General features: G+C 63.5%; 25 protein-coding genes. 12 read left to right on the top strand and 13 right to left on the bottom strand.

Going from position 1 to position 26,288, the window contains the following annotated elements; translation table 11 throughout:
• Positions 1–188: 188 nt before the first annotated feature.
• Positions 189–1,247, bottom strand: a complete 1,059-nt coding sequence (pdxA, locus tag VGN72_00610; GenBank protein HEV7297837.1) for a 4-hydroxythreonine-4-phosphate dehydrogenase PdxA — start codon at positions 1,245–1,247, stop codon at positions 189–191.
• Positions 1,248–1,475: 228 nt separating this feature from the next.
• Positions 1,476–2,069, bottom strand: a complete 594-nt coding sequence (locus VGN72_00605) for a riboflavin synthase (GenBank protein ID HEV7297836.1) — start codon at positions 2,067–2,069, stop codon at positions 1,476–1,478.
• 235 nt (positions 2,070–2,304) lie between these two features.
• On the opposite strand from VGN72_00605, the gene VGN72_00600 reads away from it, so the two are divergent.
• The 7 genes from VGN72_00600 to VGN72_00570 all read left to right on the top strand — a co-directional run bounded on the left by VGN72_00600 (position 2,305) and on the right by VGN72_00570 (position 10,461).
• The gene (locus VGN72_00600; GenBank protein ID HEV7297835.1) at positions 2,305–4,149 is read left to right on the top strand and encodes a DUF4394 domain-containing protein; all 1,845 of its coding nucleotides are present in this window, start codon (positions 2,305–2,307) and stop codon (positions 4,147–4,149) included.
• 92 nt (positions 4,150–4,241) lie between these two features.
• A complete protein-coding gene (locus VGN72_00595; protein ID HEV7297834.1) occupies positions 4,242–4,475 on the top strand; it encodes a hypothetical protein in 234 nt (77 codons plus the stop codon).
• Between the two features lie 397 nt (positions 4,476–4,872).
• Entirely contained in the window at positions 4,873–5,781 is a 909-nt protein-coding gene (gene cysD, locus VGN72_00590) for a sulfate adenylyltransferase subunit CysD (GenBank protein HEV7297833.1), read from the top strand.
• 57 nt (positions 5,782–5,838) lie between these two features.
• Complete coding sequence (locus VGN72_00585; protein ID HEV7297832.1) at positions 5,839–6,045, top strand: hypothetical protein; 207 nt, start codon at positions 5,839–5,841, stop codon at positions 6,043–6,045.
• An 81-nt stretch (positions 6,046–6,126) separates the two neighbouring features.
• A complete protein-coding gene (cysN, locus tag VGN72_00580; protein HEV7297831.1) occupies positions 6,127–8,058 on the top strand; it encodes a sulfate adenylyltransferase subunit CysN in 1,932 nt (643 codons plus the stop codon).
• 50 nt (positions 8,059–8,108) lie between these two features.
• A complete protein-coding gene (locus tag VGN72_00575) occupies positions 8,109–9,545 on the top strand; it encodes a lysylphosphatidylglycerol synthase transmembrane domain-containing protein (GenBank protein HEV7297830.1) in 1,437 nt (478 codons plus the stop codon).
• A gap of 88 nt (positions 9,546–9,633) precedes the next feature.
• Positions 9,634–10,461, top strand: coding sequence for a VOC family protein (locus VGN72_00570; protein HEV7297829.1), 828 nt, complete (start codon positions 9,634–9,636; stop codon positions 10,459–10,461).
• Between the two features lie 207 nt (positions 10,462–10,668).
• Here VGN72_00570 and VGN72_00565 read toward each other — a convergent pair whose 3' ends face one another.
• From VGN72_00565 to VGN72_00540, 6 genes are all read right to left on the bottom strand, one after another.
• The gene (locus VGN72_00565; protein HEV7297828.1) at positions 10,669–11,778 is read right to left on the bottom strand and encodes a hypothetical protein; all 1,110 of its coding nucleotides are present in this window, start codon (positions 11,776–11,778) and stop codon (positions 10,669–10,671) included.
• Positions 11,779–12,180: 402 nt separating this feature from the next.
• A complete protein-coding gene (locus tag VGN72_00560) occupies positions 12,181–12,822 on the bottom strand; it encodes a hypothetical protein (protein HEV7297827.1) in 642 nt (213 codons plus the stop codon).
• A gap of 27 nt (positions 12,823–12,849) precedes the next feature.
• Complete coding sequence (locus tag VGN72_00555; protein HEV7297826.1) at positions 12,850–13,536, bottom strand: RNA polymerase sigma factor; 687 nt, start codon at positions 13,534–13,536, stop codon at positions 12,850–12,852.
• A gap of 87 nt (positions 13,537–13,623) precedes the next feature.
• The gene (gene trpA / locus VGN72_00550) at positions 13,624–14,583 is read right to left on the bottom strand and encodes a tryptophan synthase subunit alpha (protein ID HEV7297825.1); all 960 of its coding nucleotides are present in this window, start codon (positions 14,581–14,583) and stop codon (positions 13,624–13,626) included.
• Between the two features lie 166 nt (positions 14,584–14,749).
• Positions 14,750–15,973 (bottom strand): tryptophan synthase subunit beta, encoded by a 1,224-nt coding sequence (gene trpB / locus VGN72_00545; protein ID HEV7297824.1) that lies wholly within the window; start codon positions 15,971–15,973, stop codon positions 14,750–14,752.
• 44 nt (positions 15,974–16,017) lie between these two features.
• Positions 16,018–16,875 carry a hypothetical protein gene (locus VGN72_00540; protein ID HEV7297823.1) on the bottom strand — a complete coding sequence of 286 codons (858 nt, stop codon included), beginning with the start codon at positions 16,873–16,875 and terminating at the stop codon, positions 16,018–16,020.
• Positions 16,876–17,316: 441 nt separating this feature from the next.
• Between VGN72_00540 and priA the strand changes: the two genes are divergently transcribed.
• Positions 17,317–19,803, top strand: a complete 2,487-nt coding sequence (gene priA, locus VGN72_00535) for a primosomal protein N' (GenBank protein ID HEV7297822.1) — start codon at positions 17,317–17,319, stop codon at positions 19,801–19,803.
• A 72-nt stretch (positions 19,804–19,875) separates the two neighbouring features.
• Complete coding sequence (gene carA, locus VGN72_00530; GenBank protein ID HEV7297821.1) at positions 19,876–21,051, top strand: glutamine-hydrolyzing carbamoyl-phosphate synthase small subunit; 1,176 nt, start codon at positions 19,876–19,878, stop codon at positions 21,049–21,051.
• Positions 21,052–21,127: 76 nt separating this feature from the next.
• On the opposite strand, the gene VGN72_00525 is transcribed toward carA, so the two are convergent.
• Positions 21,128–21,388, bottom strand: coding sequence for a 4Fe-4S binding protein (locus VGN72_00525; protein HEV7297820.1), 261 nt, complete (start codon positions 21,386–21,388; stop codon positions 21,128–21,130).
• An 89-nt stretch (positions 21,389–21,477) separates the two neighbouring features.
• On the opposite strand from VGN72_00525, the gene VGN72_00520 reads away from it, so the two are divergent.
• Positions 21,478–22,470, top strand: coding sequence for a LysR family transcriptional regulator (locus VGN72_00520; protein HEV7297819.1), 993 nt, complete (start codon positions 21,478–21,480; stop codon positions 22,468–22,470).
• A gap of 46 nt (positions 22,471–22,516) precedes the next feature.
• On the opposite strand, the gene ssb is transcribed toward VGN72_00520, so the two are convergent.
• Together ssb and VGN72_00510 are read right to left on the bottom strand one after the other, a co-directional pair.
• Complete coding sequence (gene ssb / locus VGN72_00515) at positions 22,517–23,056, bottom strand: single-stranded DNA-binding protein (protein ID HEV7297818.1); 540 nt, start codon at positions 23,054–23,056, stop codon at positions 22,517–22,519.
• A 169-nt stretch (positions 23,057–23,225) separates the two neighbouring features.
• The gene (locus VGN72_00510) at positions 23,226–24,083 is read right to left on the bottom strand and encodes an ATP-binding protein (GenBank protein HEV7297817.1); all 858 of its coding nucleotides are present in this window, start codon (positions 24,081–24,083) and stop codon (positions 23,226–23,228) included.
• A 329-nt stretch (positions 24,084–24,412) separates the two neighbouring features.
• On the opposite strand from VGN72_00510, the gene VGN72_00505 reads away from it, so the two are divergent.
• A complete protein-coding gene (locus tag VGN72_00505; protein ID HEV7297816.1) occupies positions 24,413–25,177 on the top strand; it encodes a hypothetical protein in 765 nt (254 codons plus the stop codon).
• The gene (locus VGN72_00500) at positions 25,174–25,548 is read left to right on the top strand and encodes a hypothetical protein (protein ID HEV7297815.1); all 375 of its coding nucleotides are present in this window, start codon (positions 25,174–25,176) and stop codon (positions 25,546–25,548) included. Before VGN72_00505 ends, VGN72_00500 begins: the two co-directional genes overlap by 4 nt.
• A 114-nt stretch (positions 25,549–25,662) precedes the next feature.
• Here VGN72_00500 and VGN72_00495 read toward each other — a convergent pair whose 3' ends face one another.
• A complete protein-coding gene (locus VGN72_00495; GenBank protein ID HEV7297814.1) occupies positions 25,663–26,016 on the bottom strand; it encodes an STAS domain-containing protein in 354 nt (117 codons plus the stop codon).
• A gap of 103 nt (positions 26,017–26,119) precedes the next feature.
• The gene (gene rpmH, locus VGN72_00490; GenBank protein ID HEV7297813.1) at positions 26,120–26,254 is read right to left on the bottom strand and encodes a 50S ribosomal protein L34; all 135 of its coding nucleotides are present in this window, start codon (positions 26,252–26,254) and stop codon (positions 26,120–26,122) included.
• Positions 26,255–26,288 lie beyond the last annotated feature (34 nt).

Here is a 26,288-nt window from a genome sequence, read left to right as displayed (position 1 = left end):
GCCGCGTGGCAGACAAGAATGTCCGCCCCACACTGAAAGACAAAATACGAAAGACAAAAGACAGAAGAGACACAGGCAGGAATGCCTGTGCCACAGAAGCGAGAATACGGGGGGAGAGACAGACAAGAATGTCCGTCCCACAGGGAGAGACAGGCAGGAATGCCTGTCCTACAGAAGAGGGGGCCGGTTTACGATTCTTCTCTTGGATGCTGCCGTTCGTGCTCGCGCTGCAATGCGTCGCGGTTGTGGCGTTTGATCGACAAATCGATCGCCAGTTCAATCGCGGCCCGCATGCTGCCGGGGTTGGCGCGGTTGCGGCCGACGATGTCGAAGGCGGTGCCGTGATCGGGGCTGGTGCGGATGATTGGCAGGCCCACCGTCAGGTTCACCGCCTGGTCGAACGCTAACAGCTTCACGGGGATCAATCCCTGGTCGTGGTACATCGCCACGACCGCATCGAACTTTCCATCACGCGCCGCTAAGAAGACCGTGTCGGGCGAATAGGGGCCCGTCGCGTCAATTCCCTGCTCGCGGGCCATGGCGATGGCGGGGGAGATGATGCGTTCCTCCTCGTCCCCAAACTGCCCGTTTTCGCTCGCGTGCGGGTTCACGCCCGCCACCGCGATGCGGGGCTTTTCGATGTCGAACCACTCGATCAGCGTCTTGTGCACCAATTCGATCGGGTGGAAGACCGCGCCAATGTTCAGCCGGCCCCACAGGCTGTTGAGCGGGATGTGCACCGTCGCCAGAATCACCTTCAGCGGCCCGCCCGCGAACATCATCGCGTAGTGGCGGGCGTTCGTCTTCGTCGCAAACAGTTCCGTATGGCCAGGGAAGCCGTACCCCGCCAGCTTCCAGCTTTCCTTGGCAATGGGGGCCGTCACCACGGCGTCCACCAGCTTCTTCTGGGCCGCCTCGATCGCGTCGACGCAGAAGCGCATGCTCGCCTCGCCGCCCATCTTGCTGGGGCTGCGCACGGCGCTGCCAAGCAGGCTGTACATGTCGTAATCGACTACGACGACATCGTGCGGATAACTGCGCAGCCGCCCGTTGAACTGGTCGCGCCACCAGAAGACGTCGAATTCTGCCAGGTCGGCCGCGTAGCTCAGCAGTTCATTCATCCCGTAGATGATGTACCGCGCGCGGTGCCGCAGCACCGGGTCGGCCAGCGCCTTCACCACCACCTCAGGCCCAATGCCCGCCGGCTCTCCCATGGTGATCGCGATGGTGGGACGGTAGGAACTCATGGGGAAATGCCGAATTTCGAATGTCGATTGCCGAATGAATCAGGACGATCGTTTTCCTACTCCGGTCCCTCGCCCGCATACGCCGGGAGAGGCCAGGTGAGGGTGATTTCGAATGACAAATGACCAAATCCGAATGACCAATCAAATTCCAATCACCAATGTCCAAACGGCCTCGCGCCGGCTTCATTGGTCATTGGTGTTTGTTCATTCTGGTTGGGTCATTGGTCATTAACGACCCGCCGTCCTCATCAAATACGCCACCACCGTCTTCCCAATAATATCCGCTTCGAAATTGAACGGCCAACCCACATCGTGCTGCAGCAAATTCGTCATCTGCACCGTCGTGGGGATCAGCGCCACCTCGAAGTGTTCCCCGTCCACCGCTGCCACCGTCAGGCTTACGCCATCCAGCGTCACCGATCCCTTGGGCGCGATGAACGGCGACAGCGCCGGCGACACCTGCAAGCGAAGCCGCGTCTCGTCGGCCGCGTCCGTCATCTCCACCAGCTTCGCCGGCCCGTCGACGTGCCCCTGCACGAAGTGCCCGCTGATCCGATCCCCCACGCGCAGCGACCGCTCGACATGTACGCTGTCGCCCGTCTTGAGCAACCCCAGGTTCGTCTTGTCCAGCGTCTCGGCGATCACGTCGAAGTGCAGCTCTCCCTTCGCCAGCTCGGCGACGGTCAGGCAGACCCCGTTGACCGCGATGCTCTCGCCATGGGCGACGTCGTGGTAGTCGTCGGGAATCACCAGCCGTACAAACTTCGGCCCAGGCGTCATCGCCATCACGCGTGCGGTCTTCTCAACAATGCCTGTAAACATGCCCCAAGTGTAGCGCCGCCAACCGGATCGACAAGCCCCGCACGGGCCGCGACCATTGCACTAACATCGTGCGTCTCACTTTTTCCTTCGGTTTTCACATCTATCCGACAAAGCGAGGCGTAGGGTATACGGTCCACGGTGCGTTCGTCGCTACGCGACGGTAGAGCGATCGTCCGACGCGTTTGTGTTGGACTCTGCCTGAGGGCGCGAGCCGCTGAATCTGAAGGAGGACGTTATGGCCCGGAAGTCATCGAAAATACGCAACGGCGCCCGCAGCGCTGTCGTTGCTGAATCGCTCGAGGGACGCCAACTGCTCAGCGCCGCCGCCGTCGGCCTGCAGACGAACGACCGCGTAATTCAGTTCGACGTGGACAACCCCGGCGTCATCCTCTCCGACCGTGCGATCACCGGCCTGCGCGCCGGCGAGTCGCTCCTCGGCATCGACCACCGGCCAAGCGACCTAAACCCGTCCGACGGCGTCAACCGTGTTGGCCAGATTTACGGCGTCACCTCCCAGAGTCGCGTCGTCACGCTGAATCCGTCCACCGGCGCCGCCACCGTCGTCTCCACGCTGTTCACCGATACCAACGGCAACGGCCAGCGCGACGATGGTGAGAACCTCAACATCCGCTTCTCCGAGAGCGGCCTGGACTTCAACCCCACCGTCGATCGCCTGCGCCTGGTGAACGGGCGCGACGAGAACTACCGCATCAACGTCGACACCGGTTTGACGATCATCGATGGCACGCTGGCGTACGACCCCATGGACGTCGCCGCCGGTCGCAATCCGCGCGTGACGGGCTCGGCCTACATCAACAGCGATGCCAACCCCGCGACCGGCACGGTGCTGTACGGCCTGGACACCGACGCCAACACGCTCGTCGAGCAGAACCCCGCCAACGCCGGTCGGCTGAAGACGGTCGGCGCGCTGCGCACCGCAGCCGGCCCCGTCGAATCGGGCTTCCGGTCGGGCTTCGACGTCCTCACGCTTGCCGATGGCTTCAACGTCGGCTACGCCTCGATCACCATCGGCAGCAGCCCCAACAGCAGCCTCTACGAGGTCGACCTCACCAACGGCGCCATGCGCAGCAACGGCATCATCGGCGGTTCCGCCGACCCCCGCTCGCTGCGCGCCTTGACGATTCGGCCCGGCTCGGGCGACCTTGATGGCCCGCGCGATGCCGCCAGCGCCCTCGCCGTTGGCCTGCAGACCGACAACCGCCTGATCCGCTTCGACGCCGCCAATCCAAGCGTCATCTTCTCCGACAGCGCGATCACCGGCCTGCGCGCCGGCGAGCTTGTCGTCGGCATCGACTACCGCCCCAGCGATCTCAACGCCGCCGACGGTGTCAACCGCATCGGCACGCTCTACGGGGTGACCTCGGAGAGCCGCATCATCACGCTCGACGCGTCCACCGGCGCCGCGACCGTCGTCGCCGCGCTGTACACCGACACGAACGCCAACGGCCAGCGCGACGATGGCGAGAATCTCAACGTTCGCTTCTCCGAGAGCGGCGTGAACTTCAATCCCACCGTCGACCGCCTGCGCCTGGTGAACGGGCGCGACGAGAACTACCGCATCAACGTCGACACCGGTCTGACGATCATCGACGGTCCACTGGTGTACGGCCCGACCGACTCCGCCGCCGGCCGCAACCCGCGCGTGACCGCCGCCGCGTACATCAACAACGACGCCGACCCCAGGACCGGCACCGCGCTGTACGACCTGGACACCGATGCCAACACGCTCGTCGAACAGGTGCCGGCCAACGCCGGCACGCTGACGACCGAGGGCCAGCTCCGCACGTCCGACGGCCCGCTGGAGGCCGGCGCGATCTCGGGCCTCGACGTCCTCACCCGCGCCGACGGCTTCAACGTCGGCTACGCGGCGCTGACGATCGGCGGCAGCCCGATCACCCAGTTGTACGAGATCGACATCGTCTCCGGCGCCCTCCGCAGCAACGGCGTCGTCGGCGGCGCCGCCAGCCTCATCCTGCAGAACCGCACGCTGCGCGACGTCTCGATCGTCCTCGGCTCCGGCGACGACGGCCGCTTCTCCAGCACGCCCATCGACGCCTAACGCACCCGCCCCTCTGCTAATCGCAGCCCAACACGCCGACCTCGGGAACGACCCCCTCGTCCCCCGAGGTCGGCTGTCTTTCGAGGGTACGCGTGGAAAAGCCCACGCGCGAGGCGAAGCCGCGGGTGAAGGCGAAGGCGGACCCGCAGATGGTGGCAGCGGCGCGGGAGCTGAGGGATCGGTGGTTGGAGCATATCATTACGACGCCGTTGATCGGGCGGGCGAAGTACGACGTGACGCGGGGGATTGTTGGGGATGGAGAGAACTCGGGTGGGCGGGTGATGGTGGCATCCAACGCGCAGCAGGCGATCTTGCCGGCGGCTTGAGGGGAAGAGGGGATCGAATGACCAAGCCCCAATGCCAAGCAAATGACCAATAACCCGATCCCAAGTGGAGGAAGGGGCTTCGCAGCGCCTTCGCGGCTTTCTTCGCGCTTTCTCGCTTTCGCGTTCGATTGATAAGGTGGAGAAGGCGGGGGGAGATCGCCCTGAATCACAGACCGGATTGTTGGTGCCACAGCGGACGCCAAAGCAAGAGGCGCGCAGGCAAAGCAGATTCCTGATCTTCCTCTTCTCTCCGGTCTTGGCGTTCTCGGCGTCTCGGCGTTCACACGCTTCTTTGGTCGCCGCGCGGTTTGGGGTCGAATCGCTTGCGACCGCGCGCGTTATTCCATAATCTGCCCCTTTTCCCCCATACTTGGGAAAGGGCACGGCAGAGCACGCGATGACCAGCTATACGCTAACGCACCTGAAGCAGCTTGAGGCCGAGAGCATCCACATCATTCGCGAGGTGGCGGCGGAGTTTCAGAACCCGGTGTTGCTGTACTCGGGCGGGAAGGACTCGGCCTGTCTGACGCATCTGGCGCGCAAGGCGTTTTATCCCGGGCGCGTGCCGTTTCCGCTGTTGCACATCGCGACGACGTGGGACTTTCGGGAACTGCTGGAGTTTCGGGATCAGTATTGTCGCGATTGCGATTTGCCGCTGTCGGTCTACACGAACGAAGAAGCGCTGGCGACGGGGGTGAACCCGTTCGACTACGCCACGCCGCAATATAGCGCGCACATGCAGACGCAGGCGCTCGTGCAGGCCCTGAAGAAGGGCAAGCACGACGCGGCGTTTGGTGGGGCTAGAAGAGATGAGGAAAAGGCGCGGGCGAAGGAGCGCGTCTACTCGTTCCGCGATCGGGCGATGCAGTGGGACCCGAAGAACCAGCGGCCAGAGTTGTGGAATTTGTACAACGGCCGGCTAGGTGCGGGTGAAAGCATCCGCGTCTTTCCGCTGAGCAATTGGACGGAGCTGGACGTGTGGGAGTACATCCGCGCGGAATCGATCCCGCTGCCACCGTTGTACTTCGCGAAGGAACGCCCCTGCGTCGACCGCGGCGGACAGTGGATCGTGGTGGATGACGACCGCATGCGGCTGGAGCCGGGCGAGCGACCCGTGATGCGGGTGGTGCGCTTCCGCACGCTGGGGGACTATCCGCTGACTGGCGCTATCGAATCGACGGCGACGACGGTTGCGGACATCATCCAGGAAACGCTGCTGGAACGCCGCAGCGAACGGCAGGGGCGGCTGATCGACCACGATGAAGCGGGGTCGATGGAGCAGAAGAAGCGCGAGGGGTATTTTTAATAGAAGGCTTCACCGCAAAGACGCGGAGGACGCGGAGACAGAGGGAGCAGAGCGATCATGTCCTTCGTCGACCGTGCAGCTGCCAAGCGTCTCGCGGAGCTTCAACGAATGTCTCTGAAGGAGTTGGAGCGCGAGGTTGTGCGTTGTCGAGCTCAGGAAGAGACGCAAGGGCTGCCCAACAAGGCCCGCCGTGGTTGGAAGCTGTTCAGGCAAATGGCAGAGGATGAAATCATCAGGCGTTCGGTAGCGCCGGATAGCGAATGATGTCAGTGATTTTTCTTCTCTCTCTCCACGTCCTCCGCGCCTCCGCGGTTAGATTGATTAATTCGGGCATTGCGAGCAATTATGACTCAGACTGAAGCCGTCGAAGACATCAACACCTACCTCGCCCGCCATCAGCGGAAGGAACTGCTGCGCTTTCTGACGTGCGGCAGCGTGGATGATGGCAAGAGCACGCTCATCGGGCGGTTGCTGCACGACACGAAGGGCATTTACGACGACCAACTGGCGGCAGTGCGACGGGATAGTGCCAAGCATGGCACCACCGGCGCGGGCGAGGTCGACCTTGCGCTGCTGACGGATGGCTTAAAGGCCGAGCGCGAGCAGGGGATCACGATCGACGTGGCGTACCGGTACTTCAGTACCGACAAGCGCAAGTTCATTATCGCCGACACGCCGGGGCACGAGCAGTACACGCGCAACATGGCGACGGGGGCCAGCACGTGTCACTTGGCGATCATCCTGATCGACGCGCGGCACGGCGTGCAGTCGCAGACCCGGCGGCACTCATTCATCGTGTCGTTGCTGGGCATCAAGCACGTCATCGTGGCGATCAACAAGATGGATTTGGTCGGGTTCTCGCAATCGCGGTTCGACGAGATCATGGAGGAGTACACCGGATTCGTCGTGAAGCTGGGCATCCCCGACGTGCGGTTCATCCCGATGTCGGCGCTGGCGGGCGACAACGTCGTCGAGAAGAGCGAGCGCATGCCCTGGTACTACGGGCCGTCGCTGTTGCAGCACCTGGAGACGGTGCACATCGCGTCGGACCGCAACCTGGCTGAGATGCGCTTCCCGGTGCAGCACGTGTTGCGGCCGAACCTGAACTTCCGCGGGTTCAGCGGCATGGTGGCGTCGGGCATCGTGCGCAAGGGGGACGAGGTCGTCGCGCTGCCGTCGGGCAGGCGCAGCAAGGTGAGGTCGATCGTCACGTACGATGGGGAGTTGGAAGAGGCGTTCAGCCCGCAGTCGGTCACGCTTACGTTGGAAGATGAGATCGACGTCAGCCGGGGGGACATGTTGGTGCATCCCACTGCGCCGCCGCACGTTTCGGCACAGATCGAGGCGACGGTGGTCTGGATGAGCGAGAAGCCGTTCGTGCCGGGTCGCACGTACAACTTTAAGCAGACGACGCGCACGGTGACGGGCGAGATCGCCGAGATGCGGGCCGCGATCGACGTGAACACGCTTGAACGCCGCCCGGCGACGCAACTGGCGATGAACGAGGTGGGGCACGTGTTGCTGAGCCTTAGCCAGCCGATCGCGTACGACGCGTACAAGATCAACGCCGGCACTGGCAGCTTTATCATCATCGACCGCCTGACCAACGGCACCGTTGGCGCGGGCATGATCCTGGAGCGCAGCGAATCGCGCGGCGGTGACTTATGGGGCCAGACGCCCGTCGCCGGGCAATTGAAGACGCGCTCTAGCCAGGTCGGCACCGCTGATCGTGAATCGCGGCTGAAGCAGAAGGGCGCAACCGTCCTCATTTATGGCCTGCCATCTGCGGGCAAGGCCAGCCTGGCTTACGCGCTGGAGAAGGCGCTGTTCGATGCCGGTCACCTCGTCACCGTGTTGTACGGGCCGGACATGCGACAGGGGCTGAGCCGCGATCTCGGGCATACGGCTGACGATCGTTCCGAGAACCTTCGGCGGTCGTCCGAGGTCGCAAAGATCCTCAACGACAGTGGCCTGCTCTGCATCGCAGCTTTCGTGGCCCCGCACGATGCCGTGCGTGCCAAGGCGAAGGAAGTGGTCGGGCCGGATCGGTTCATCTCGGTCTACCTGTCAGCGCCCGTGGAAGCTTGCCGGGCCCGCGACACCAGCGGTGCCTACAGGATGGCCGACGAGGGCAAACTCACGCAGTTCCCCGGCGTCAGCGCGACGTACGAGCCACCCACCGATGCCGACCTGGTGCTGCCAACGCACGAGATGCCGGTTGAGGAATGCGTTACGAAGATCCTCGACCTGCTGAAGGCGCGCGGGTTTATCGGCTAGCGGCAACCCTTGCGTCCGGTGGGCTGGCCTCGCACAATCCGATCCGAAACATGCAACCAGCGGTCAAAAAGTGGCTGAAGTTCGTTCTGCGGTGGGGCGTGGCCGTCCTGGGCGTGTGGTTCGTCGTTCGGAACATCTCGCTGTACGACCAGGTGCGCGTTCAAGACCCGCAGACCGGTCGCCCGGTGGCGGTGCACCTGCTTGAACCGGCCACAGAGCACGACCAGACTTTTAAGTTGGCCGACGACGCGCCGGCCGGAATGCCTGCGGTCGTGCCACGCGACCAGCTGGTTGCTCGCAGCCAGTACGATCGCTTAGAGATCATCACCGATAGCGCCGGCCGACGAACGGTCGACGTGCTGGGCCTGAAGGTGCCGGCCGACCGGTCGGTCGCCGTTTCGAAATGGCCACTTCTGGTGAGCGAACCGCGATCGCTGTTGACGCGCTTCCTCGGCAAGGTGGAAGGGGAGGTGTGGACGGTCAGCCCGTCGCGCGTCGTGGGCAGCTACAGTCACGATCTGCTCTCGTATCCGCTCATCGACGTGGGGCTGATCAACGTCGTGAAGCACGCCGACCACTCGATCCTGTGGCTGGCGATCGCGATCTTCCCGCTGAACTACCTCATCACATCGTTTCGCTGGAAGCTGTTGCTGGGCGCGCTTGAGATTCCGATCGGCGCGGCCCGTGCGTTCCAGATCAACATGGTCGGGGCGTTCTACAACACGTTTATGCCCGGCTCGACCGGTGGCGACCTGTTGAAGGCCTACTACGCTGCAAAGCACACGGTGCATCGCACGCGGGCGGTGCTGTCGGTGGTGGTGGATCGCGTGGTCGGTTTGCTGGCGCTGGTGCTGATGGGCGGCACGGTGGCGGGCGTCAAGGCGCTGTCGTCCGGCGACTGGAACGATCCGGTGACGCGCAAGTGCCTGCAGGTGGCTGGCGGGTCGGCGGCGATCATCACGGTGGTCATCCTCGGGCTGGCCGTGTACTACGTGCCGCTGTTGCGCCGCGCGTTGGGGTTGAGCTACCTCGTGCGGCACTTGCCGATGCAGCGGCATTTGGCGGGCGTGCGCGAGGTTGTGCAGTTGTATGGCCGCCGGCCGGGCCTGCTGGTGGGCGTGCTGGCGATGAGCCTGCCGGTGCATGCGATTACCGTCATCTCCGCCATGGCCGCGGGCGAGGCGTTCGGCCTTCCGATCAAGCCGGGGTACTATTGGGTGGTGGTGCCGGTCGTCACGCTGGCGGGCGCGCTGCCGGTGTCGCCGCAGGGCGCGGGCGTGATGGAGTTCTTCGCCTACCTGCTGATGCGCGGCCAATCGGCGACCGTTGCCGACGCATTGATCCTGACGATGTCGCTACGCTTCGTGCAGGTCTTCTGGAACCTGCTGGCAGGCGTGTTCGTCCTGCGCGGCGGATATCGAGCCCCGACCGTCACTGAAGCCTCGGAACTGAGCGGCGACGAGCCAGTAGGCGTCGCGAAGGCATGAGGATTTGCGATTGCCGATTTGCGATTGAAGACTTAAACGTAAGCCGTATTCAGTAATCACCGTTCGCCATTCAGCACTTCCGCCTCCCATGCTTCAACGTGTCGACCGCATCCTCCTTCGCGTGCCCGGCCTAGAGTCGGCGGTGCGGTATTACCGTGACGTTTTGGGCATGAAACTGGCGAAGCAGGAAAGGTCGATCGCGAGTTTTTCGCTGGGTGACGACTCGGCCGAACTGGTGCTGCACGCCGACCCGGATCTGCCGGGCGAGGCGATCTACTTCCGCGTGGACGACGTGCGGGCGATGTACCGAGATCGGGCGAAGCTGAAGCTGACGTTCAGCAGCCCGCCTGTGCAGGTGTCGCGCGGCTATCGCGCGACCGCGAAGGACCCGTTTGGCACGGTGCTGCTGTTGCTCGACCGCACCGCCGATAGCCCGGTGGCCGGCGCGTCGGCGCCGATCGAAGATGCCAAGGCCGCCGGTGGTGGGCTGTTCGGCGGCGTGGAGGCGACGCAGGCGCCGAAGCGAGAGACGCTGGTGACGCTATACACGGAGATTGGCCGGACCGCCGACGATCTGCCCTACACGCCGCAGTTCGAGAAGCTGTACCGCGGGTACGTCGCCAGCTATGCCGATCCGAAGCCGACGCGTGCCGAAACCTGGCGGCACCTGCTGAACCAGCGAAAGGCCGGCAAGCTGCCGAAGCTGGGTGAGTCGAAGTCTATTCCGCCTGACATCTCGCCGGAAGATCAGAAGCGGCTGCGTCAGATGCTTGGTGATGACTTAGGCCGGCGCGACCGGTTGCCGTACAGCTCGCGGTTCGATGAGATTGTGGATGCGTTCAACAAGACGCAGACGCGCGCGCTCTCGCCGCACTTCGTCTGGCGGTTGGTGGCACGGCTGGGCAAGAAGAATTAGGCGTCGAACGCGTTCAGGCCTTAACCGCTTGTCGGACCTTCTGTACGACAGACATTCCTACCTGTCTGTTCCCCCGATCTTCCCACGTCTGTATTTGGTTTTCAACTGCGCCACAGAAGGGAGAAAGTCTACAGAGCGGATACGGGGCAGAGACAGGCAGAAATGCCTGTCCTACAGAAGAGGCTTACTGGGAGGATGATGCGTCTTCTACGGCGCCGTCGTCGGACGAGTGGTTGCGGGCTCGCGCGAGAGTTCCTCGATCTTCTGCAGTGTCAGTGTGCGCAGGCGCTCGCGGGCCTCAGGCGGTACCTGCGACTGCGGCACCAGCACCTGCACACCGGGGGTGACCTCGATCAGCGCGATGACCGGATCGCGGCCCGTCGTGGTGGGCGTGCCGGTGGCGGCGGCCCAGAGGTAGACGCCGCGTGCGTTGATGACGTAGCCCAAGCCGGTGAACCCACTGATGTGTTCCAAGGCTTGTTCGATGCTGGCGTTGTCCAGCAGCAACTTCACCGTGCGAAATTCCGGCGCGATGCGCTGGAACGCGCCCGGTTCGACCGTAAAGTCAACGCCGGCCAATTGCGATAGCTCAGTCAGCGTTTGGCCGATCGGCACGTCGGCGTAGTTGCGGGTGACGCGCTTGCTGAGCTGCGTGCGGATCTGATCTTCCTTGGTCAGGACGACCACCGTCTTTCCGGCCGGGTGCCAGGTGGCCTCGGTCTGGGCGTTCATCGCCTCCAGCGCGTCGTAGAGCGACAGCCCCCGGCGCAACGACAGCGGGCGGTCGTTCAATTCCATGCCAACGCGGTTCTCGGTGGCGAAGCCGCTGCGCGTCGATTCCAACCGCTCGTCGATCGCTGCCAGCAGGCTGCGGACGCGTGGCTCGCCGGCGATCTCGGGCAGTGGCGTACGGGCGAGCAGGTCGAGGATCTGCAATTCCTGCTGCGTCGCCCGGCGGCCCAATCGCGCCAGTGCCGGCAGGGGGCGCAACTCGACGGTTCGCTCGGTCAGCACGGCCGTCAAGCCGAGCTTCTGGCAGATGCTGTCCAAGCCCGCCCGTAGGGTGATGTTGTTGATGTTGGCCGACACGTTCGTCTGCTGGCCCCACGGCAGCAGTTCCCACACGGCCCGCTCGACCTCGATGCGCACGCCGGTTTGGTCGGTGATTGCGTTCAGCGCCTGCGGCAACGTCGTATTCAACTGCAGGTTCACGGGTTGGTCGAGCGCCTCGTTGATCAAAGCGCTCGTCGGGCTGTTCTGGGCTTGAGCGATCGAGGTGGTGAGCAGGAACATGACGAGCATCAGATGGCGGAGCATGTGGAGCCTTGTTGGAAGTTGGTCAAGACATTGAACCACAGAGGACACAGAGAGCACAGAGGGAAGACAGAGAACCGACGCGAAGGTTATGGATTGCGGCGTGGGAGCGGTTTAAGCGTTATAGCTTCCTCCAGCGGCGAATGGCGGGTTCCCAACGAGCGTTCCAAGTGTCCACGCCAGATCCTATCTCCAAACTCTCTTTGTCTCTTCTCGGTGTCCTCTGTGTTCTCTGTGGTTCAATTCCACTTCTTCGCGTTGCCTTACCCAGAAGCCATGGGGCCGAAGACAAGGCGGGAGAAACATTCGTGAAGAGTTCGTACCAGCAGAGGAGCCGAGGCCAGGGATACGGCGGGAGAGCCAGGCAGAAATGCCTGTCCTACAGACGAGCGCGAGTCCGCCGGGCTACCGGGGGGCCAAGGGGTTGTCGTTGGTGGGCTGGGAATTCTCACCGCTGATGACGACCTTTGCCGGGCGATTGCCTGCGGGGGCCTCGGTGTAGCGATCGCTCGCGGGTCGACCGGCGACCGCGGGGGAAGGACCGATGACGACGTTTGGCGCGTCCGCGGGCGTAACGGCGACGCTCGTCGTGCCACCGTTGACGGCTCGGATCGTCACCGGGGCGACGGCGGTCATACTCGATTCAGCGCCACCGGTTGAGATCGGAACCGGCGCGTTGTTGCCCCGTTCAACGTCATTGTTCAACATCGGGATCGCGACGCCCGCAGCGATCAACACCGACGCCGCCAACGCCAGCTTCGAGCCCGACCAGAACGACCGCGACGCCGTCACCGGCCGCGATTCGGTCTGGACCGCGGCCTGCGGGATATTTGCGCTGATGCGGGCGGCCAGCAGTTCGTAATTGACGTCGGGCAGCGGTGCGGCGCGCAGCAGGTCCGTCAGGCGATGTTCACCGGCCAGCAGTTCGTTGGCTTCGGCGTCGGTGTCCAGCGCCTGCTCGACACGCTGCCGCTCGGCGGGGGTAAGCGTATCGTCGCCCTCGGCGTAGCGGCTGATGAGGATTTCCAGATCGCTGCTGATGGCCACTGCGTCACTTCTCCGTTCGGCGCTGCATCAAAGGTGATCCTTGAGCAGTTCCTTCAGTTTCTTACGACCCTGGAACACGTGCCACTTCACCGCTTCCACGCTGCACTTGAGCGCCTCGGCGACGTCCTTCTGCGGCATCTGCTCGATCGTGAACATCACGAGCGCCGCCCGCTGTTTCTCCGGCAACGCCGCCATCGCTTCGTTCAACTTCGCGCCCATTTCCCGGCTGGCAAGCGTGCGGGCGGGGTCGGCGGTGTTGGCGGCCCAGTCGCTGGTGCTCTCGGTCGCGCCCTCACCGGTCAGCATGTCGTCCAAGGGCAATTGCGCCTTCGTGCGCGTCTTTCGACCCCGACGATAGTTCAGCGACAGGTTCGACACGATCCGCATCAGCCAGCCACCGAACGCCTGCGGGTTCTGCAGCGTCGGCAGGCTGTTGAACGCCTTGAAGAACGCGTCCTGCGTTACGTCCAAGGCGTCCTGGCCATTACCCAGCAACCGATACGACACCGCGACGGCTTGCCGTTGATACCGAGCGATCAACACGTCGAACGCCGGGCGATCACCGCTCAGAACGCGGGCGACGAGCGCGGCGTCGGTCGGACCTTCACTGCTGCGATCGACCTGCGTCGGACGCGGATCGTCGGGACCAATGCGGCCCACGACCGCCGGCATATTCTCTTCGGCCGGCACAAAATGCTTGGCTACCTGTTCCATAAGCTAGACACCCTACTGCAGGTTCCGGTTAGCAGGGGAAGCGATTTTTCTAACTATGTTTGGCACGACTAACCTGGCGCTGCCGCTCTACGCCAAAAGCTGCCTGCAGTAACCCCTTGCGGCCTCAGCAATTGCGGCCGGTCCGTCCGATAGCCGTTCGGTCATCTTTTTGACTAACGCGCTGCCCACGATTGCGCCATCCGCCACGGCGTGTAATTGCTTGACGTGGCTTGAGTTAGAGATCCCAAATCCAACGCACACCGGATTGGGGCTAATTTTCCGCATTTCAGCCACTCCCGCAGCTAATTCTGGGGGTAGCGTGGCCCTTTCACCGGTGATGCCGGACACGGACAGATAGTAGACGAACCCGCTCGACAAGTCAGCAATTTGCTGCCGCCGGGCGGGGTCGGAGGTGGGGGCGACGAGGAGAACAGTGTCCAACCCGGCCGCCCAGATCTTGTCGCAGATGCGTTGGGCTTCAGGCGGTGGCAGGTCAGGCACGATCAGACCGTCAAACCCCGCGGACTTGGCGTCGGTGAGGAAGCGGTCCAAGCCGTACTTGAAGACGATGCTGTAGCTGATCATCGCGATGATCGGCACGGTCACCTGGTCCCGCACGCCCGCGATGGTGCGCAGCACGTCGGCGACCTTCAGCTTGTTCCGCAGCGCCGCCGTGAACGCCGCCTGAATGGTGGGGCCGTCGGCGATGGGATCGGAGAACGGGAAGCCGACCTCGATCAAATTCGCCCCGCCTGCTTCCAGTGCGGGCAGCACGGCCGCGGTGGTTTCGAGGTCAGGGTAACCCGCCGGGACGAACGGCATGAGGGCGATGCGGTTCTGCTTACGCAGGGTGGCGAAGGTCTCAGCGATGCGAGGGGAGACAGTTTTCATGATCAGGCGGGCGATGATAATGGCACGCGAAAGACGCCGCCAGCGGGTGAGGATTGTTTGGGAATTCGGGAAGGCTCCAACGCGCGAGGAGAAACTCGTGAGGCCCCGACGATTGTCATCCCGATGGGAGGCTTGCCGACCTGAGGGATCTCCCACGGCCGAGACTCGTCCGTCGCTCGAGATCCCTCAGGTCGCCTTCGGCTCCCATCGGGATGACATGGGGCGCAATAAGAAGATGCTCACCCATCATGGCGGGGACACCGTCGTTCGAAAGCACCCTCACCCAGCCTCTCCCGGCGCTAGCGGGAGAGGGACCGGAAGTCTACTTTGCTTCGCGCGCCGCCAGCAGGCGGGCGATTTCCTGGCAGTCCTTATCCCCACGACCCGACAGGTTGATCACCAGAATCTCATCCTTCCCCATCGTCGGCGCGATCTTCGCGGCGTGGGAGATGGCGTGGCTGGTTTCCAGCGCAGCCAGAATGCCTTCCGTGCGGGCTAGCAACTGGAAGCCGTCGAGCGCATCGTTGTCGGTCTCGCAGACGTACGTCGCCCGGCCGCTGTCTTTCCAGTAGGCGTGTTCGGGGCCGACGCCGGGGTAGTCCAAGCCGGCGCTGCAGCTGTGGACGTCGGCGGTCTGGCCGTCCTCGTCTTGCAGGACGTAGCTGAGCGTGCCGTGCAGCACACCGGGCGACCCACTGGTTAGCGTGGCGGCATGCTGGCCGGTGGCGCAGCCGAGGCCACCAGCTTCAACGCCGATTAGCTTCACCGATTTGTCGTCGGCGAACGGATGGAAGATGCCGGCGGCGTTGCTGCCACCGCCCACGCACGCCACGATCGCATCGGGCAGGCGGCCTTCGATCTGCAGGATCTGCTCGCGCGTCTCCTTACCGATGACGGCTTGAAAATCGCGTACGATCTTCGGGAACGGGTGCGGGCCCGCGACGCTGCCGAGAATGTAGTGCGTGCCGGTCACGCTGCCCATCCAGTCGCGCATCGCTTCATTGCAGGCGTCCTTCAGCGTGCGGCTGCCGCTGTTCACCTCAACGACGTTGGCGCCCATCAGCTTCATTCGGAAGACGTTGAGGTTCTGCCGGCGGATGTCTTCAGCGCCCATGTAGATGTCGCACGACAGCCCGAACAGCGCCGCCGCCGTCGCGGTGGCTACACCGTGCTGGCCGGCGCCGGTCTCAGCGATCACGCGCTTCTTGCCCATGCGCAGGCAGAGCAGGCCTTGGCCGATCGTGTTGTTGATCTTGTGGGCGCCGGTGTGGTTCAGGTCTTCGCGTTTCAGGTAGATCTTGGCGCCACCGAGTTTTTCGGTGAGCCGCTTGGCGAAGTACAGCCGGCTGGGCCGGCCGACGAACTCGTTCAGGTAGTGCGACAGATCGCGGTGGAACGTCGGGTCCTGCAGCGCACGGTTGTACTCGGCTTCCAGTTCCTGCAGTGCCATGACGAGCGTTTCCGGCACATACGTGCCGCCGTAGTCGCCAAAGTGACCACTGGCATCGGGCAGTGCGGACAACGACGGGGCAACAGCGGTGCTCATAGCATTATCGTAGGGTTGAGGTTGCCCCGCGGCAAACAGGCGAATCAGGGTGCGGTAGTGATCTTCGCCGGTAGTGGTGGCAGCGTCTGACCCGCGGCTTCGTCGGCCCATTTCTGGCTCATCCAGTGACCGAGGATGCCACCGATGATGCCGGCGGACACCAGTTCGATCGGCAGCGCGATCGCCATCGGTTGATCCACCAGCCCGATGGGCAACAGCGTCGGCTTTGAACCTTCGAGAAAGTATCCAACGATACCAACGAGCAACGGCCCGAAGGCGAGCCAGTGGCCACGCAGAATCGGGAAGGTGTAGTGGGCCGCGATGGAGCCTGCGTAAGCCGCCAGCATGACCGTCGCCATCGCCTGCTTCTTCGACTCGCTCTGCCCCACAGCCAGCATGATGATCGCCATCGTCACCGCCTGCACACCGACGGCGAACAGGTGATGCGTTCGGCTGGGCTGTTCATCGTTCGCCTCGGTCTGCGCGAGCGGCGCCGCTTTGCTCCATCGATGGCTGAGCCAGATCGCAGCGACGACCATCGCGTACATCAGCACGAGTTCGATCGCCAGCAGCATGTACACGCCTGCGCCTGACGAGTACCGCAGCGTCGTGCTGATCGACCCGCCGCGCACCGCGAACACCGCCAGCCCGACGGCGGCGGCGAACAGGCCCGCCTCGTGGCTCCAGCGACCGACGGCCAGCGACACCAGCGTCGCGCCACCGATGAACGTCACGGCGATCACAAGGATCGACAAGATCGGTTGCCCGCCGTTCAGCAGGCTGATGTCCAAACCTTCCACCGGCGGCACGCCAAACGCGCGCGAAGCCAACAGGCAGATCGCCGCGCAGAAACCGGCCGCCAGCGCGATCATAAACCGTGTCCGAAGGGCGACTAACAGCATGCGGAATTACCTTGCTCGATATCCGAACTAAATGCTAACATGAAACGGTGATCAATCGATCGAGTCGATTGGCCTCGTAAGACGATACCATACCGGTCGGGCAATCTAAACGTCGGTGGCGTCCGGAGGGAAAACTGAACCGCGGAGACGCGGAGGACGCGGAGATGGAGGGTGACAGAGGGAGAAGCGGATGTGCCTTCTACTCGAAGTTTCGTCATCCTGAGGTACTCCGAAGGATCTCCCCCGTATTTAGGTCGGGAAGAAAGAGATCCTTCGGAGTACCTCAGGATGACGAGTGGTGGCGGTGTTTCGAAATGGATGAGTAAACGGAGCGAGCAGGAACGGAGCAATAGCAACGGATCGCTCTCCATCCTCTCCCTCTTTCTCCGCGCCTCCGCGGTTCGCATTCGTCTTTCCTCCGTCATCGTGCCGAAGTCGTTAATGATGCAGTCGTTGTTCCCCAACCTCGAAGTGCCGGCCGAGCCGAAGAAGAAGGTCGTCGACCGGACACCGACGCATCCGGGGCCGTACGCGAGCGTGGCGCTGGAGCGGGGCATCGATCGGATGCTCGACTACGGCATACCGCCGCAACTGGTGCCCGATTTGAAGGTCGGGCAGCGCGTGAAGGTGCCGCTGGGGCGGAAGAACCGACCGACGGCGGGGTACGTGATCGGGATCTCGGCGACGACCGATTACCCGCGCGTGAAGCCGATGCTGGCGATCGAGGACGACCGCGTGCTGGTCGCGCCGCCGCTCATGCGGCTGGCGCGCTGGATGAGCCGTTACTACATCACCCCGCTCGGCACCGTGCTCGAAAGCGTCATCCCGGCCGCGGTGAAGAAGCGCATCGGGCTTGGCTATCGCCAGATGGTTCGGCCGGCGGTCGAGCGCGATCAACTGCAGCAGACGCTGGAAACGCTGAAGATGAAGAAGCGCCGGGCAGTGCTCGCACGGCTGCTGCAGGTGGAACCGGGACAGGCGATCGAGATCGTACAGCTTGCATCCGAGGCCGGAACCACGGTCGCCACCGTGCGCAAGCTGAGCAAGATGGGGCTGATCACGATCACGTCTGAGGTCGATCTGCCAGGGTTTGCGGTCGAGGCATCGGTGGTGTCCGGCGATGCAGGAATCGTATCGCCGAACGAGCAGCAGCAGCGCGTGCTGGACGAAATGCTGCCCCGCGTAACGAACGGCGGGTTCTCGGTAAACCTGTTGATGGGCGTAACGGGCAGCGGCAAGACCGAGGTCTACCTGCGTTGCATCGACGCCGCGGTGCGGCAAGGGAAGCAGGCGATCGTGCTGGTGCCGGAGATCGCGCTCACACCGCAAACCGTCCGCCGATTTACCGCACGTTTTCCTGCCGTCGCGGTGCTGCACAGCGGGCTGTCGCAGTCGCAGCGGCACCGGTTCTGGCAGCAGATCGCCACTGGTCGCGCCAGCGTGGTGGTGGGGGCGCGGTCGGCCGTCTTCGCGCCCACACCGAACCTGGGCATCATCGTGGTCGACGAGGAACACGAGCCGTCGTACAAGCAGGACCAGGCCCCGCGCTACCACGGCCGCGACGTCGCGACGAAGCGCGGGCAGTTGGAAGGCGTGCCGGTGATTCTCGGCAGCGCGACGCCGTCGCTGGAGACATACCAGCGCGTGCTGGCCGCCGCCGATTCAACGAAACTCGGTGTGCCACCGGCGGCTCGCCCGCCCGTGTCTTCGATTTCTTCCGCAACCGACAGCAAAGAAGAAGACACGGGCAGCAAGCTGCCGGTGGCACACAAGCCAGCGGGCGACAAGCCCTATCACCTGCTTACGCTCGCCAACCGCGTGCGCGGCTTGGCCCTACCGCACGTCGAGATCATCGACATGAAGCAGGAGGCCCGCATGCGGCGGGGCGTTCACCTCATCGGTGCGCGCATGGAACACCTGCTGCGCACCACGGTCGCTGCTGGCCAGCAGGCGATTCTGCTGCTGAACCGCAGGGGGTATTCGAACTTCGTCTACTGCTCGTCCTGCACGAACCCCATCCAGTGCAAGTACTGCGACTCGACGATGACGTACCACCGCAGCGCCGGCGCGCACGCCAACACCTCGCGCGCCGAGGCCGCAGTGCACACGGGGCAACTGCATTGCCACTACTGCCTGGCGGTCAACCCGCTGCCGGTGGTCTGCCCGGTTTGCGGCAAGAAGCTGACGCTGTTCGGCTTGGGCACCCAGCGCGTGGAAGAGGAGATCGCGCGCAAGTTCCCCGAGCTGAACTTCGCGCGCGTCGATTCCGATTCCATGCACGGCCTGAAGGACTACGAGGCCCTGCTGTCGCGCTTCGCCCGGGGCGAGGTGCAGGTGCTACTGGGCACGCAGATGATCGCCAAGGGATTGGATTATCCGAACGTCACGCTCGTCGGCGTGATCAATGGTGATACGGCGCTGTCGCTGCCCGACTTCCGCGCCGCCGAGCGCACGTTTCAGCTGATCACGCAGGTCGCCGGCCGGGCCGGACGGGGGGATAAGCCCGGGCGCGTGGTGTTGCAGACGTTCATGCCGGAAGACCCGACGATCAACGCCGCGATGGCGCAGAACTACGTCGCGTTCGCCAAGACGGAGTTGTCGAGCCGGCGAGAAGTGGGTCTGCCACCGTTTTCCCGGATGGTGCGCATCGTTATTCGCGATCAGGATTCCACCCGCCTTGCCGATTTGTGCGAGGCTATCGCCGCCGAGCTGAACGCCGCCGTGGCCGCCATGGGAAATGCGGTGACGGTGAAGGGCCCCATGCCCTGCGCCATCGGGCGGATCGCCGGCTACTTTCGCAACCAGATCGTCCTCTCCAGCCCGCGGGCCGACAGCCTGCAGAGGGTGCTCGCGGAACTGCGGACGAAGGGCCAGTTTGCCAAGGCCGAACGGGTCGCGGTGGATGTCGATCCCGTTTCGCTGCTATAGACGCCGCCATCCGCCCGCCGCGGCACGTTGCGGTCATTTCAACGGCGTCCGATGCGCGCTATAATCCCACCTATGACCACCGACCGCATCGCGAAGTTGGCCTTGGAAGATGGCACCGTATTCACCGGCCGGGCGTTCGGCGCCGACGGCACGACCGAGGGTGAGGTCGTCTTCAACACGTCCATGACCGGCTATCAGGAGATCCTGACCGACCCGTCCTACAAGGGGCAGATCGTCACGATGACCTACCCGCTCATCGGCAACTACGGCATCAACCGCGAGGACGTCGAAAGCAAACGGCCGCACGTCGCGGGGTTTATCGTCAAGGAACTGGCGCCGGTTTATTCAAACTACCGCGCGAGCTTGTCGCTCGACGAGTACCTGAAGGAAAACAACATCATCGGCATTCAGGGCATCGACACCCGCGCCCTCACCCGGCGGTTGCGCGTGAATGGGGCGATGCGTGGCATCCTGTCGACGACGATCCTGGATGACGCCGAGCTTGTCGCCAAGGCCCGCAGCGCTGCCAAGATGGCCGGCGCCGACTGGGTGCAGGCCGTGAAGCCCGAGAAGGCGTACGACTGGGACGAGGACCAGGGCGTCTGGTCGCAGGGCAAGGTCGAGCGAGGCGACGGCCTGCACGTGGTGGCGCTCGACTGCGGCGCCAAGAGCAACATCCTTCGCCACTTCAGCGAGCGCGGCATCAAGGTGACCGTGCTGCCGCCCGAAACGTCGGCCGCCGACGTGATGAAGCACAACCCGGACGGCGTCTTCGTCAGCAACGGCCCAGGCGACCCGGCCGTGCTCGATTATGCGGTCAACCCGTTGAAGGGCGTGATCAAGGAATCGGTCCCCACGTTCGGCATCTGCCTGGGCCACCAACTGCTCGGCCGGGCGATTGGCGCCGAGACCTACAAGTTGAAGTTCGGCCACCGCGGTGGCAACCAACCGGTAAAGAACCTCGACACCGGCCGCGTCGAAATCACCAGCCAAAACCACGGCTTCGCCGTCGACCAAGCCTCACTCGAAAAGAACGGCGGCGTCGTCACCCACATGAACCTGAACGACGGTACCGTTGAAGGCTTCCGCCACAAGGACCTGCCCGTCTTCAGCGTCCAATACCACCCCGAAGCCAGCCCGGGGCCGCACGATGCGTCGTACCTGTTCGACGCCTTTGTTGAAATGATGAAGACGAAAAAGGCGCCGACCGGCAAACGGTTGGCGGAACTGCAGGCGCTGCGGGGCTGATTTCAGATTCGCCTGCGGTTGCGCGGGCAGCGACTGGCCGCGCAACCGCAGGCGGTCATTTCATCCGGGGAATCGCTCAGGTTCTGAAGTATGCCGCGTTCCGATCGATGAATTCGGACCACTCAGCGGGTACATCCGAGTCCGCGAAGATCGCGTTGACCGGGCATTCGTCGACGCACATACCGCAGTGGATGCAGGGACCCGGGTCGATGAATAGCTGCTCCACCTCGCGGAATGCCTGCTTGTCCCGTCGCGGATGAATCACGTCGACCGGGCAGACCGCAACGCAGGCGGTATCCTTCACTCCTATGCACGGCAGGGCAATCACGTAGGCCATTCCTGACTCCTTGTTTGGTTCTGCCGTTGTCGCAAGTCGAGCCGACGTCTACCAATGCATACTTCGAGCACTTGTGATAACTTTTTGTTATGTCACTGCAGCTCAGTCTACTGGAGTCCTTTCACGCAGTTGCTGAAACGGGGAGCCTGACCCGAGCCGCCGAGCGACTGTACGTCACCCAGCCAGCGGTCACGCGGTCGATTGGAAGGCTCGAGCGGGGGCTGCGCATCCGCCTGTTCGAACGTCGCCCGCGCGGCGTAGAACTCACGCGATCAGGGCGCGTGCTGTTCGAGCGGACGACAAAGATCTTCGACCTCGTTCGCGAGGCGGAGGAATGCGTCACCGACATCGATAGCCTCAACCGCGGAACGCTTCGCATCGGCGCCACCCCAACCATGGCCACCACTCTGGTGCCAGCGGTGCTGTTGCGTTTCCGCAGGCGGTTTGCACAGATTCGGGTGACTTTCGAGGTGGAACGGGCACAGGGATTGTTCGATCGGTTGAAGTCGTCCGACCTCGACGTCGGCTTCACGGACGCCACCACGACGGACCCGATGTTGCAACTGGCGTCGTTCGGTAGCGATCGACTCGTCGGCGTCACCCATTTGCGCGCATCGGCCGGCAGCCGAAAGTCGGTTGGCGTGGTCGAGTTCTGCCGACAAGGGTTGATCGTGCGTCGCGGCGAGCGGGGCAGCGTGGGGCATATCCACAGACAACTTCAGGAGCACGGCGTGCACGTCGAGCCGACGCTTGCGCTGGAGAGCAGCGCTGCGATCAAGCGTGCGGTGGCCGCCGGTATGGGGGTCACGATCATGGGTCGCATGAGCGTGGACCTTGAGGTACGGGCGCGGGAACTTCGCGTGGTCGAACTGTCCGGCTTCGCAGCCGCCCGCCCCATGTACGAGGTGCGCCGCGCAGACGCGTTCGAGACGAAGCCCATTCGGGCTTTCGTCTGCATTCTTGATAATGAGTGGAGGGCGGTTCAGAAGCGGCTCGCGCCAGTGACGACCGCGGGATCGAACAAGCGCTCCAAGGCATCGCGAGCAGGGCGGGCGCGAAATGCAAAGAGGACGCCCGCCTGATGGCGGGCGTCCCCGAGGGAACGTTAGCGATGATGCGGATCACCTGTTAGAACGGGATGTCCGACTCGGCGAACTGCTCATCGTTGGAGACGGGTGACTCGGCGTTCTGGCCGCGTTTGCGTTCGCGGGTGCCGGGGCCGAAGAGGCGGTTTTGGGTCGGCTTCCACTGACGTCGCTCACCCGGGCCGCGGGTTTGGTCGGTGGAGCGGTCGATGGAGCCGCCGGCGTCGTGATCGGCGCCGTGCGACGCATCATCTCGGCCGCCGAGGAACTGGAAGTTCTCGACGACGACGGTCAGCTTGCTGCGCTTGCCGCCCGACTTGTCATCCCAGGTGTCGTACTTCAACCGCCCTTCGATAAACAACTGCTTGCCCTTGCGGCAATACTCCTGCAGCACGTCGGCCTGCTTGCCGAACGCGGAGCAATCGACGTAGCAGACGTCGTCCTTTTCCTCACCCACCGCCGACTTGAATTTCCGGTTGATCGCCAAGCCGAACTCGCACAGCGTGATGCCGCTGGGGAGCGCCTTGGACTGCGGGTCACGCGTGAGGTTGCCGATCAACGTCACTCGATTGAAACCTGCCATGATACACCTCCTGTAGACGCGTTATCGGGTAGTGTTGGCACGACGGAGATCACGTTGAAGACCGTCGGCATTGAGGAATAGGAGACGCGTCCAGATTGAATTTGATTGGTTCAGTGGCCTGCGTGGCGAAATCGCTTAAGCGAGTCCGCCACGCAGGCTGTTACATTACTTACGCTGCCGCGTGGTTGGGCAGGCGGTTCTTGACGTACTCGATGCACTTGGCGAGCGTCTCTGCGGGCATGTCTTCCCACACGTCGACGCCGGCCTTGGCCAGCCACTTGTCGGTCGTGCCCTCAGGCAGGCGCACGACGTTCAGCAGTTCCTTGATCTCGCGCACGTCCTCGGGCGCGGCCAGTTGCAGCGCCTCGGCCGGCTTCTCGAGCATCGAGATGTCGTAGCGCTTCTTGATCGCGTCGTAGTTCCACTCGAACACGTCCTCGTCCGGGAACGACTCGATCCGCGTTTTGGCGACCTTCGCGACGCGCTTGGTCTCCTTGCCGCGACCCTTCTTGCCCAGTTCGACGACGAGGTCGAACCAGTAGTCCAGTTGGCGCCAACCGTCGAACGTATGACCGAGCACGCGCAGGTTGTCGCCGTACTCCTTCTTAGCGTGCGCGGTGACGACGACGTTCATGTCCAGAGCCATCACCAGGTTCGCCAGCCGCTTCATCAGCTTGTTGGCCTCACCGTAATGGCGACCGAAGTCGCTGCCGACCTTGGCCTCGCACTTTTCCAACAGGTCGTTGTAGACGGTGGTGATCGGGTCGATCACGAGCGTGCGGTAGTCGTGCTTTTCCGTCAGCAGCGACTTCACTTCGGAGATGACCTCCAGCATGTCGGTCGTCTGGAAGACGGCCGACCCACTGGCGGTGATCAGCTTGTCGTAGTTCTCGGTGCCGCGCTCGCAGTCGATGATGTACGAGTTGGGGAACTGGATCGCAGCCGTCGTCTTACCGACACCGGCCGGACCGTACATGAACAGCTTGAGTCGCTTGGCGACCGCCTCTGGTTTACGGGCTCGAAGCATGACATCACTCCGTTGATCTGCCGGCTTAGTTTGTCTGGCAAACGCATCGACCCGGCTACAATGCGTCACCGCTGTTAGGTATTAGTAAGGTATTAAAGCGTGGCGTTCAGAAGTTGTCAAACAAATCTAAGTATTTTTTGATAGCGGGCTTTAGGGCATGGGTGACAGGGGCATGTTTAGTACGTTGCGCGGTTGGTTAGGTGCGCGCGCACGGGTGGAATTATCGGGCGTGCCGAAGTTCGGAAGGTCGCCTAAAATAGATGGTTAGCGATTGCGGACGTTAAATCGGTCTGGCAGAATACACGCTCCGGCTCGCTGGCCGGACCATCATGATGCTCCTTCAGACCAACAGCTACGTTGTGCCCAAAGACAAGCGCTCGGAACACGCGCGCCTGCTGAGCCGTTTCCGCCAGACGTTGGCACGGTTCGGGTGCGAGGACTTTGAGGTGTTCGAGCAGGCGGGGTCGAATTGGGGCGCGGGTGAACCGTCCGGGCGGTACGTGCAGATGATCCGCTTCCGCGACAAGAAGCACCACATGGCAGTCCAGGCGGCCGAGCGTACGGACCCTGCGGCGCAGAAGCTGATCGCCGAGTTTTGCGAGTTGATCAACTTCCCCTATCAGCAGCAGCAGGGATTGTTCGCGGTCGGGTTCTACAACAGCGTCCTACCGGCCGGTGGGGCGAACCGACGCGTGAAACCGGCGATGCGCGTGGTGCCGGAGATGCCGACGGGCCTGACGAGCACCGCCGGCCCCGTCGCCGCGACTGGCGCCGCCGGCGCTGCGGCGAGCGCAGTCACTGCCGACGAGCCCGTGATCGACGACATCGCACTGCCCGCCGATGAAACCGAGTTCGACATCGAGGCGGAGCTGTCCGAACCAACTGTGCCGCCCGAGCCGACCGAGCAGGCCGCCCACACCGTCGATGACACGGACGCGCTCGACCTCAACGAGCACTCTGACCTTCAGGTCGACCTGACCGGCGACACCGACGAGGATGGCCCGACCGAAAACCTCGATCTGGGCACGATCGACCTTGAGGATGAGTTGTCCGAGCCCTCCGCCGACGACGCCAACCGTGATGTGAAACGATGAAGACCGTACGCAAGCTGTTCAAGTTCTTCGTGTTCGTCACCTGGCTGGCCGGCTGGGCCCTCGCCGCCGCCGCGGTGCACGTGGTGCGGTCGCCGGAGGCTGAGGGATCGCCGATGAAGGTGACGCTCATCACGAAGGAACGACTGAACTTCCACGACACCTACGTCGACACGCGCTCCTGGTCCATCACCGACGCGTTCGACAAGCATCCGATGGTATCCCGGCGGATGTTTGAGACCGGTCGCGGTGAACTTCTGGCCCACCTGGGGACGGGCAGCGACGTCGAACGGCTGAAGGCCGAACTGGAACAGGCGACGATTGTGCCCGCGACCGAGGTGCACCACGATGCGGGGCATGGTGGGGGTCACTAGAGCGCCCGCGCGTCAACCATCGCGCGTTTAGCCGCGGGCTTGCCCGCGATGAATTTTGCTGTCCAGCTATCGCGGGCAAGCCCGCGGCTAAACGAAGCGGCGTGCATCCACGTTCTAAAATAGCTTGCTGGCCGCTTTCGGATCGTCCGCGATCTGGAACAGGTTGCCCATGCGCGTGACCTTCAGCAGCGGCAGGATGTGTTCCGGGTGGGAGATGACCAGCTTGCCGCCCTTGGCGTTTAGCTTTTGGGCCAGCAGGATCAGCATGCCCAGGGCGGACGACGAGAAGAACCGCGTGTACTTCAAGTCGAGGATGAGCTTTGTGACGCCGCCGTCGTCCACCATGCGGACGAGGTCGCGGGAGATGCGGTCGATCTCCATAATGCCCGAAAGGTTCTCGAGCTTAATGCGCACGACGGTGATATCCTCGTGCTGTCGGACCACGAGGTCTTCTGGCTCTGAGGACATGATGCGGCACTCTTGATGCGGATAACGCCACGCCCGGACCGGCCGCTTCAGCGGCCAGCCTCCGACGCTCGCGTGGTCGAACCGCGCCCGCGACGGGCCGGCGTTAGACGACCTGGACGGCGCGACCAACGCGGCGCTTGCGGTTGATCATCTGACGGCCCTTGGCGGTCTTCATGCGGGCGCGGAAACCGAGCTTGCGGGCGCGCTTCACTTTGCTGATTCGGTGCGGGTAATGCATGGCTGATCCTTCACTTGCGCCGCCTTCTTCGACG

Source organism: Tepidisphaeraceae bacterium (assembly GCA_035998445.1).
Lineage (GTDB): Bacteria > Planctomycetota > Phycisphaerae > Tepidisphaerales > Tepidisphaeraceae > DASYHQ01.
This window is presented reverse-complemented; position numbering and strand designations above follow the sequence as displayed.

Bases quoted from the DNA above. Each gene is read 5' to 3' on its own strand.
- pdxA (HEV7297837.1), bottom strand. From the start codon at position 1,247: ATGAGTTCCTACCGTCCCACCATCGCGATCACCATGGGAGAGCCGGCG.
- VGN72_00605 (HEV7297836.1), bottom strand. From the start codon at position 2,069: ATGTTTACAGGCATTGTTGAGAAGACCGCACGCGTGATGGCGATGACG.
- VGN72_00600 (HEV7297835.1), top strand. From the start codon at position 2,305: ATGGCCCGGAAGTCATCGAAAATACGCAACGGCGCCCGCAGCGCTGTC.
- cysD (HEV7297833.1), top strand. From the start codon at position 4,873: ATGACCAGCTATACGCTAACGCACCTGAAGCAGCTTGAGGCCGAGAGC.
- VGN72_00585 (HEV7297832.1), top strand. From the start codon at position 5,839: ATGTCCTTCGTCGACCGTGCAGCTGCCAAGCGTCTCGCGGAGCTTCAA.
- cysN (HEV7297831.1), top strand. From the start codon at position 6,127: ATGACTCAGACTGAAGCCGTCGAAGACATCAACACCTACCTCGCCCGC.
- VGN72_00575 (HEV7297830.1), top strand. From the start codon at position 8,109: ATGCAACCAGCGGTCAAAAAGTGGCTGAAGTTCGTTCTGCGGTGGGGC.
- VGN72_00570 (HEV7297829.1), top strand. From the start codon at position 9,634: ATGCTTCAACGTGTCGACCGCATCCTCCTTCGCGTGCCCGGCCTAGAG.
- VGN72_00565 (HEV7297828.1), bottom strand. From the start codon at position 11,778: ATGCTCCGCCATCTGATGCTCGTCATGTTCCTGCTCACCACCTCGATC.
- VGN72_00555 (HEV7297826.1), bottom strand. From the start codon at position 13,536: ATGGAACAGGTAGCCAAGCATTTTGTGCCGGCCGAAGAGAATATGCCG.
- trpB (HEV7297824.1), bottom strand. From the start codon at position 15,973: ATGAGCACCGCTGTTGCCCCGTCGTTGTCCGCACTGCCCGATGCCAGT.
- VGN72_00540 (HEV7297823.1), bottom strand. From the start codon at position 16,875: ATGCTGTTAGTCGCCCTTCGGACACGGTTTATGATCGCGCTGGCGGCC.
- priA (HEV7297822.1), top strand. From the start codon at position 17,317: ATGATGCAGTCGTTGTTCCCCAACCTCGAAGTGCCGGCCGAGCCGAAG.
- carA (HEV7297821.1), top strand. From the start codon at position 19,876: ATGACCACCGACCGCATCGCGAAGTTGGCCTTGGAAGATGGCACCGTA.
- VGN72_00525 (HEV7297820.1), bottom strand. From the start codon at position 21,388: ATGGCCTACGTGATTGCCCTGCCGTGCATAGGAGTGAAGGATACCGCC.
- VGN72_00520 (HEV7297819.1), top strand. From the start codon at position 21,478: ATGTCACTGCAGCTCAGTCTACTGGAGTCCTTTCACGCAGTTGCTGAA.
- ssb (HEV7297818.1), bottom strand. From the start codon at position 23,056: ATGGCAGGTTTCAATCGAGTGACGTTGATCGGCAACCTCACGCGTGAC.
- VGN72_00510 (HEV7297817.1), bottom strand. From the start codon at position 24,083: ATGCTTCGAGCCCGTAAACCAGAGGCGGTCGCCAAGCGACTCAAGCTG.
- VGN72_00505 (HEV7297816.1), top strand. From the start codon at position 24,413: ATGATGCTCCTTCAGACCAACAGCTACGTTGTGCCCAAAGACAAGCGC.
- VGN72_00500 (HEV7297815.1), top strand. From the start codon at position 25,174: ATGAAGACCGTACGCAAGCTGTTCAAGTTCTTCGTGTTCGTCACCTGG.
- VGN72_00495 (HEV7297814.1), bottom strand. From the start codon at position 26,016: ATGTCCTCAGAGCCAGAAGACCTCGTGGTCCGACAGCACGAGGATATC.
- rpmH (HEV7297813.1), bottom strand. From the start codon at position 26,254: ATGCATTACCCGCACCGAATCAGCAAAGTGAAGCGCGCCCGCAAGCTC.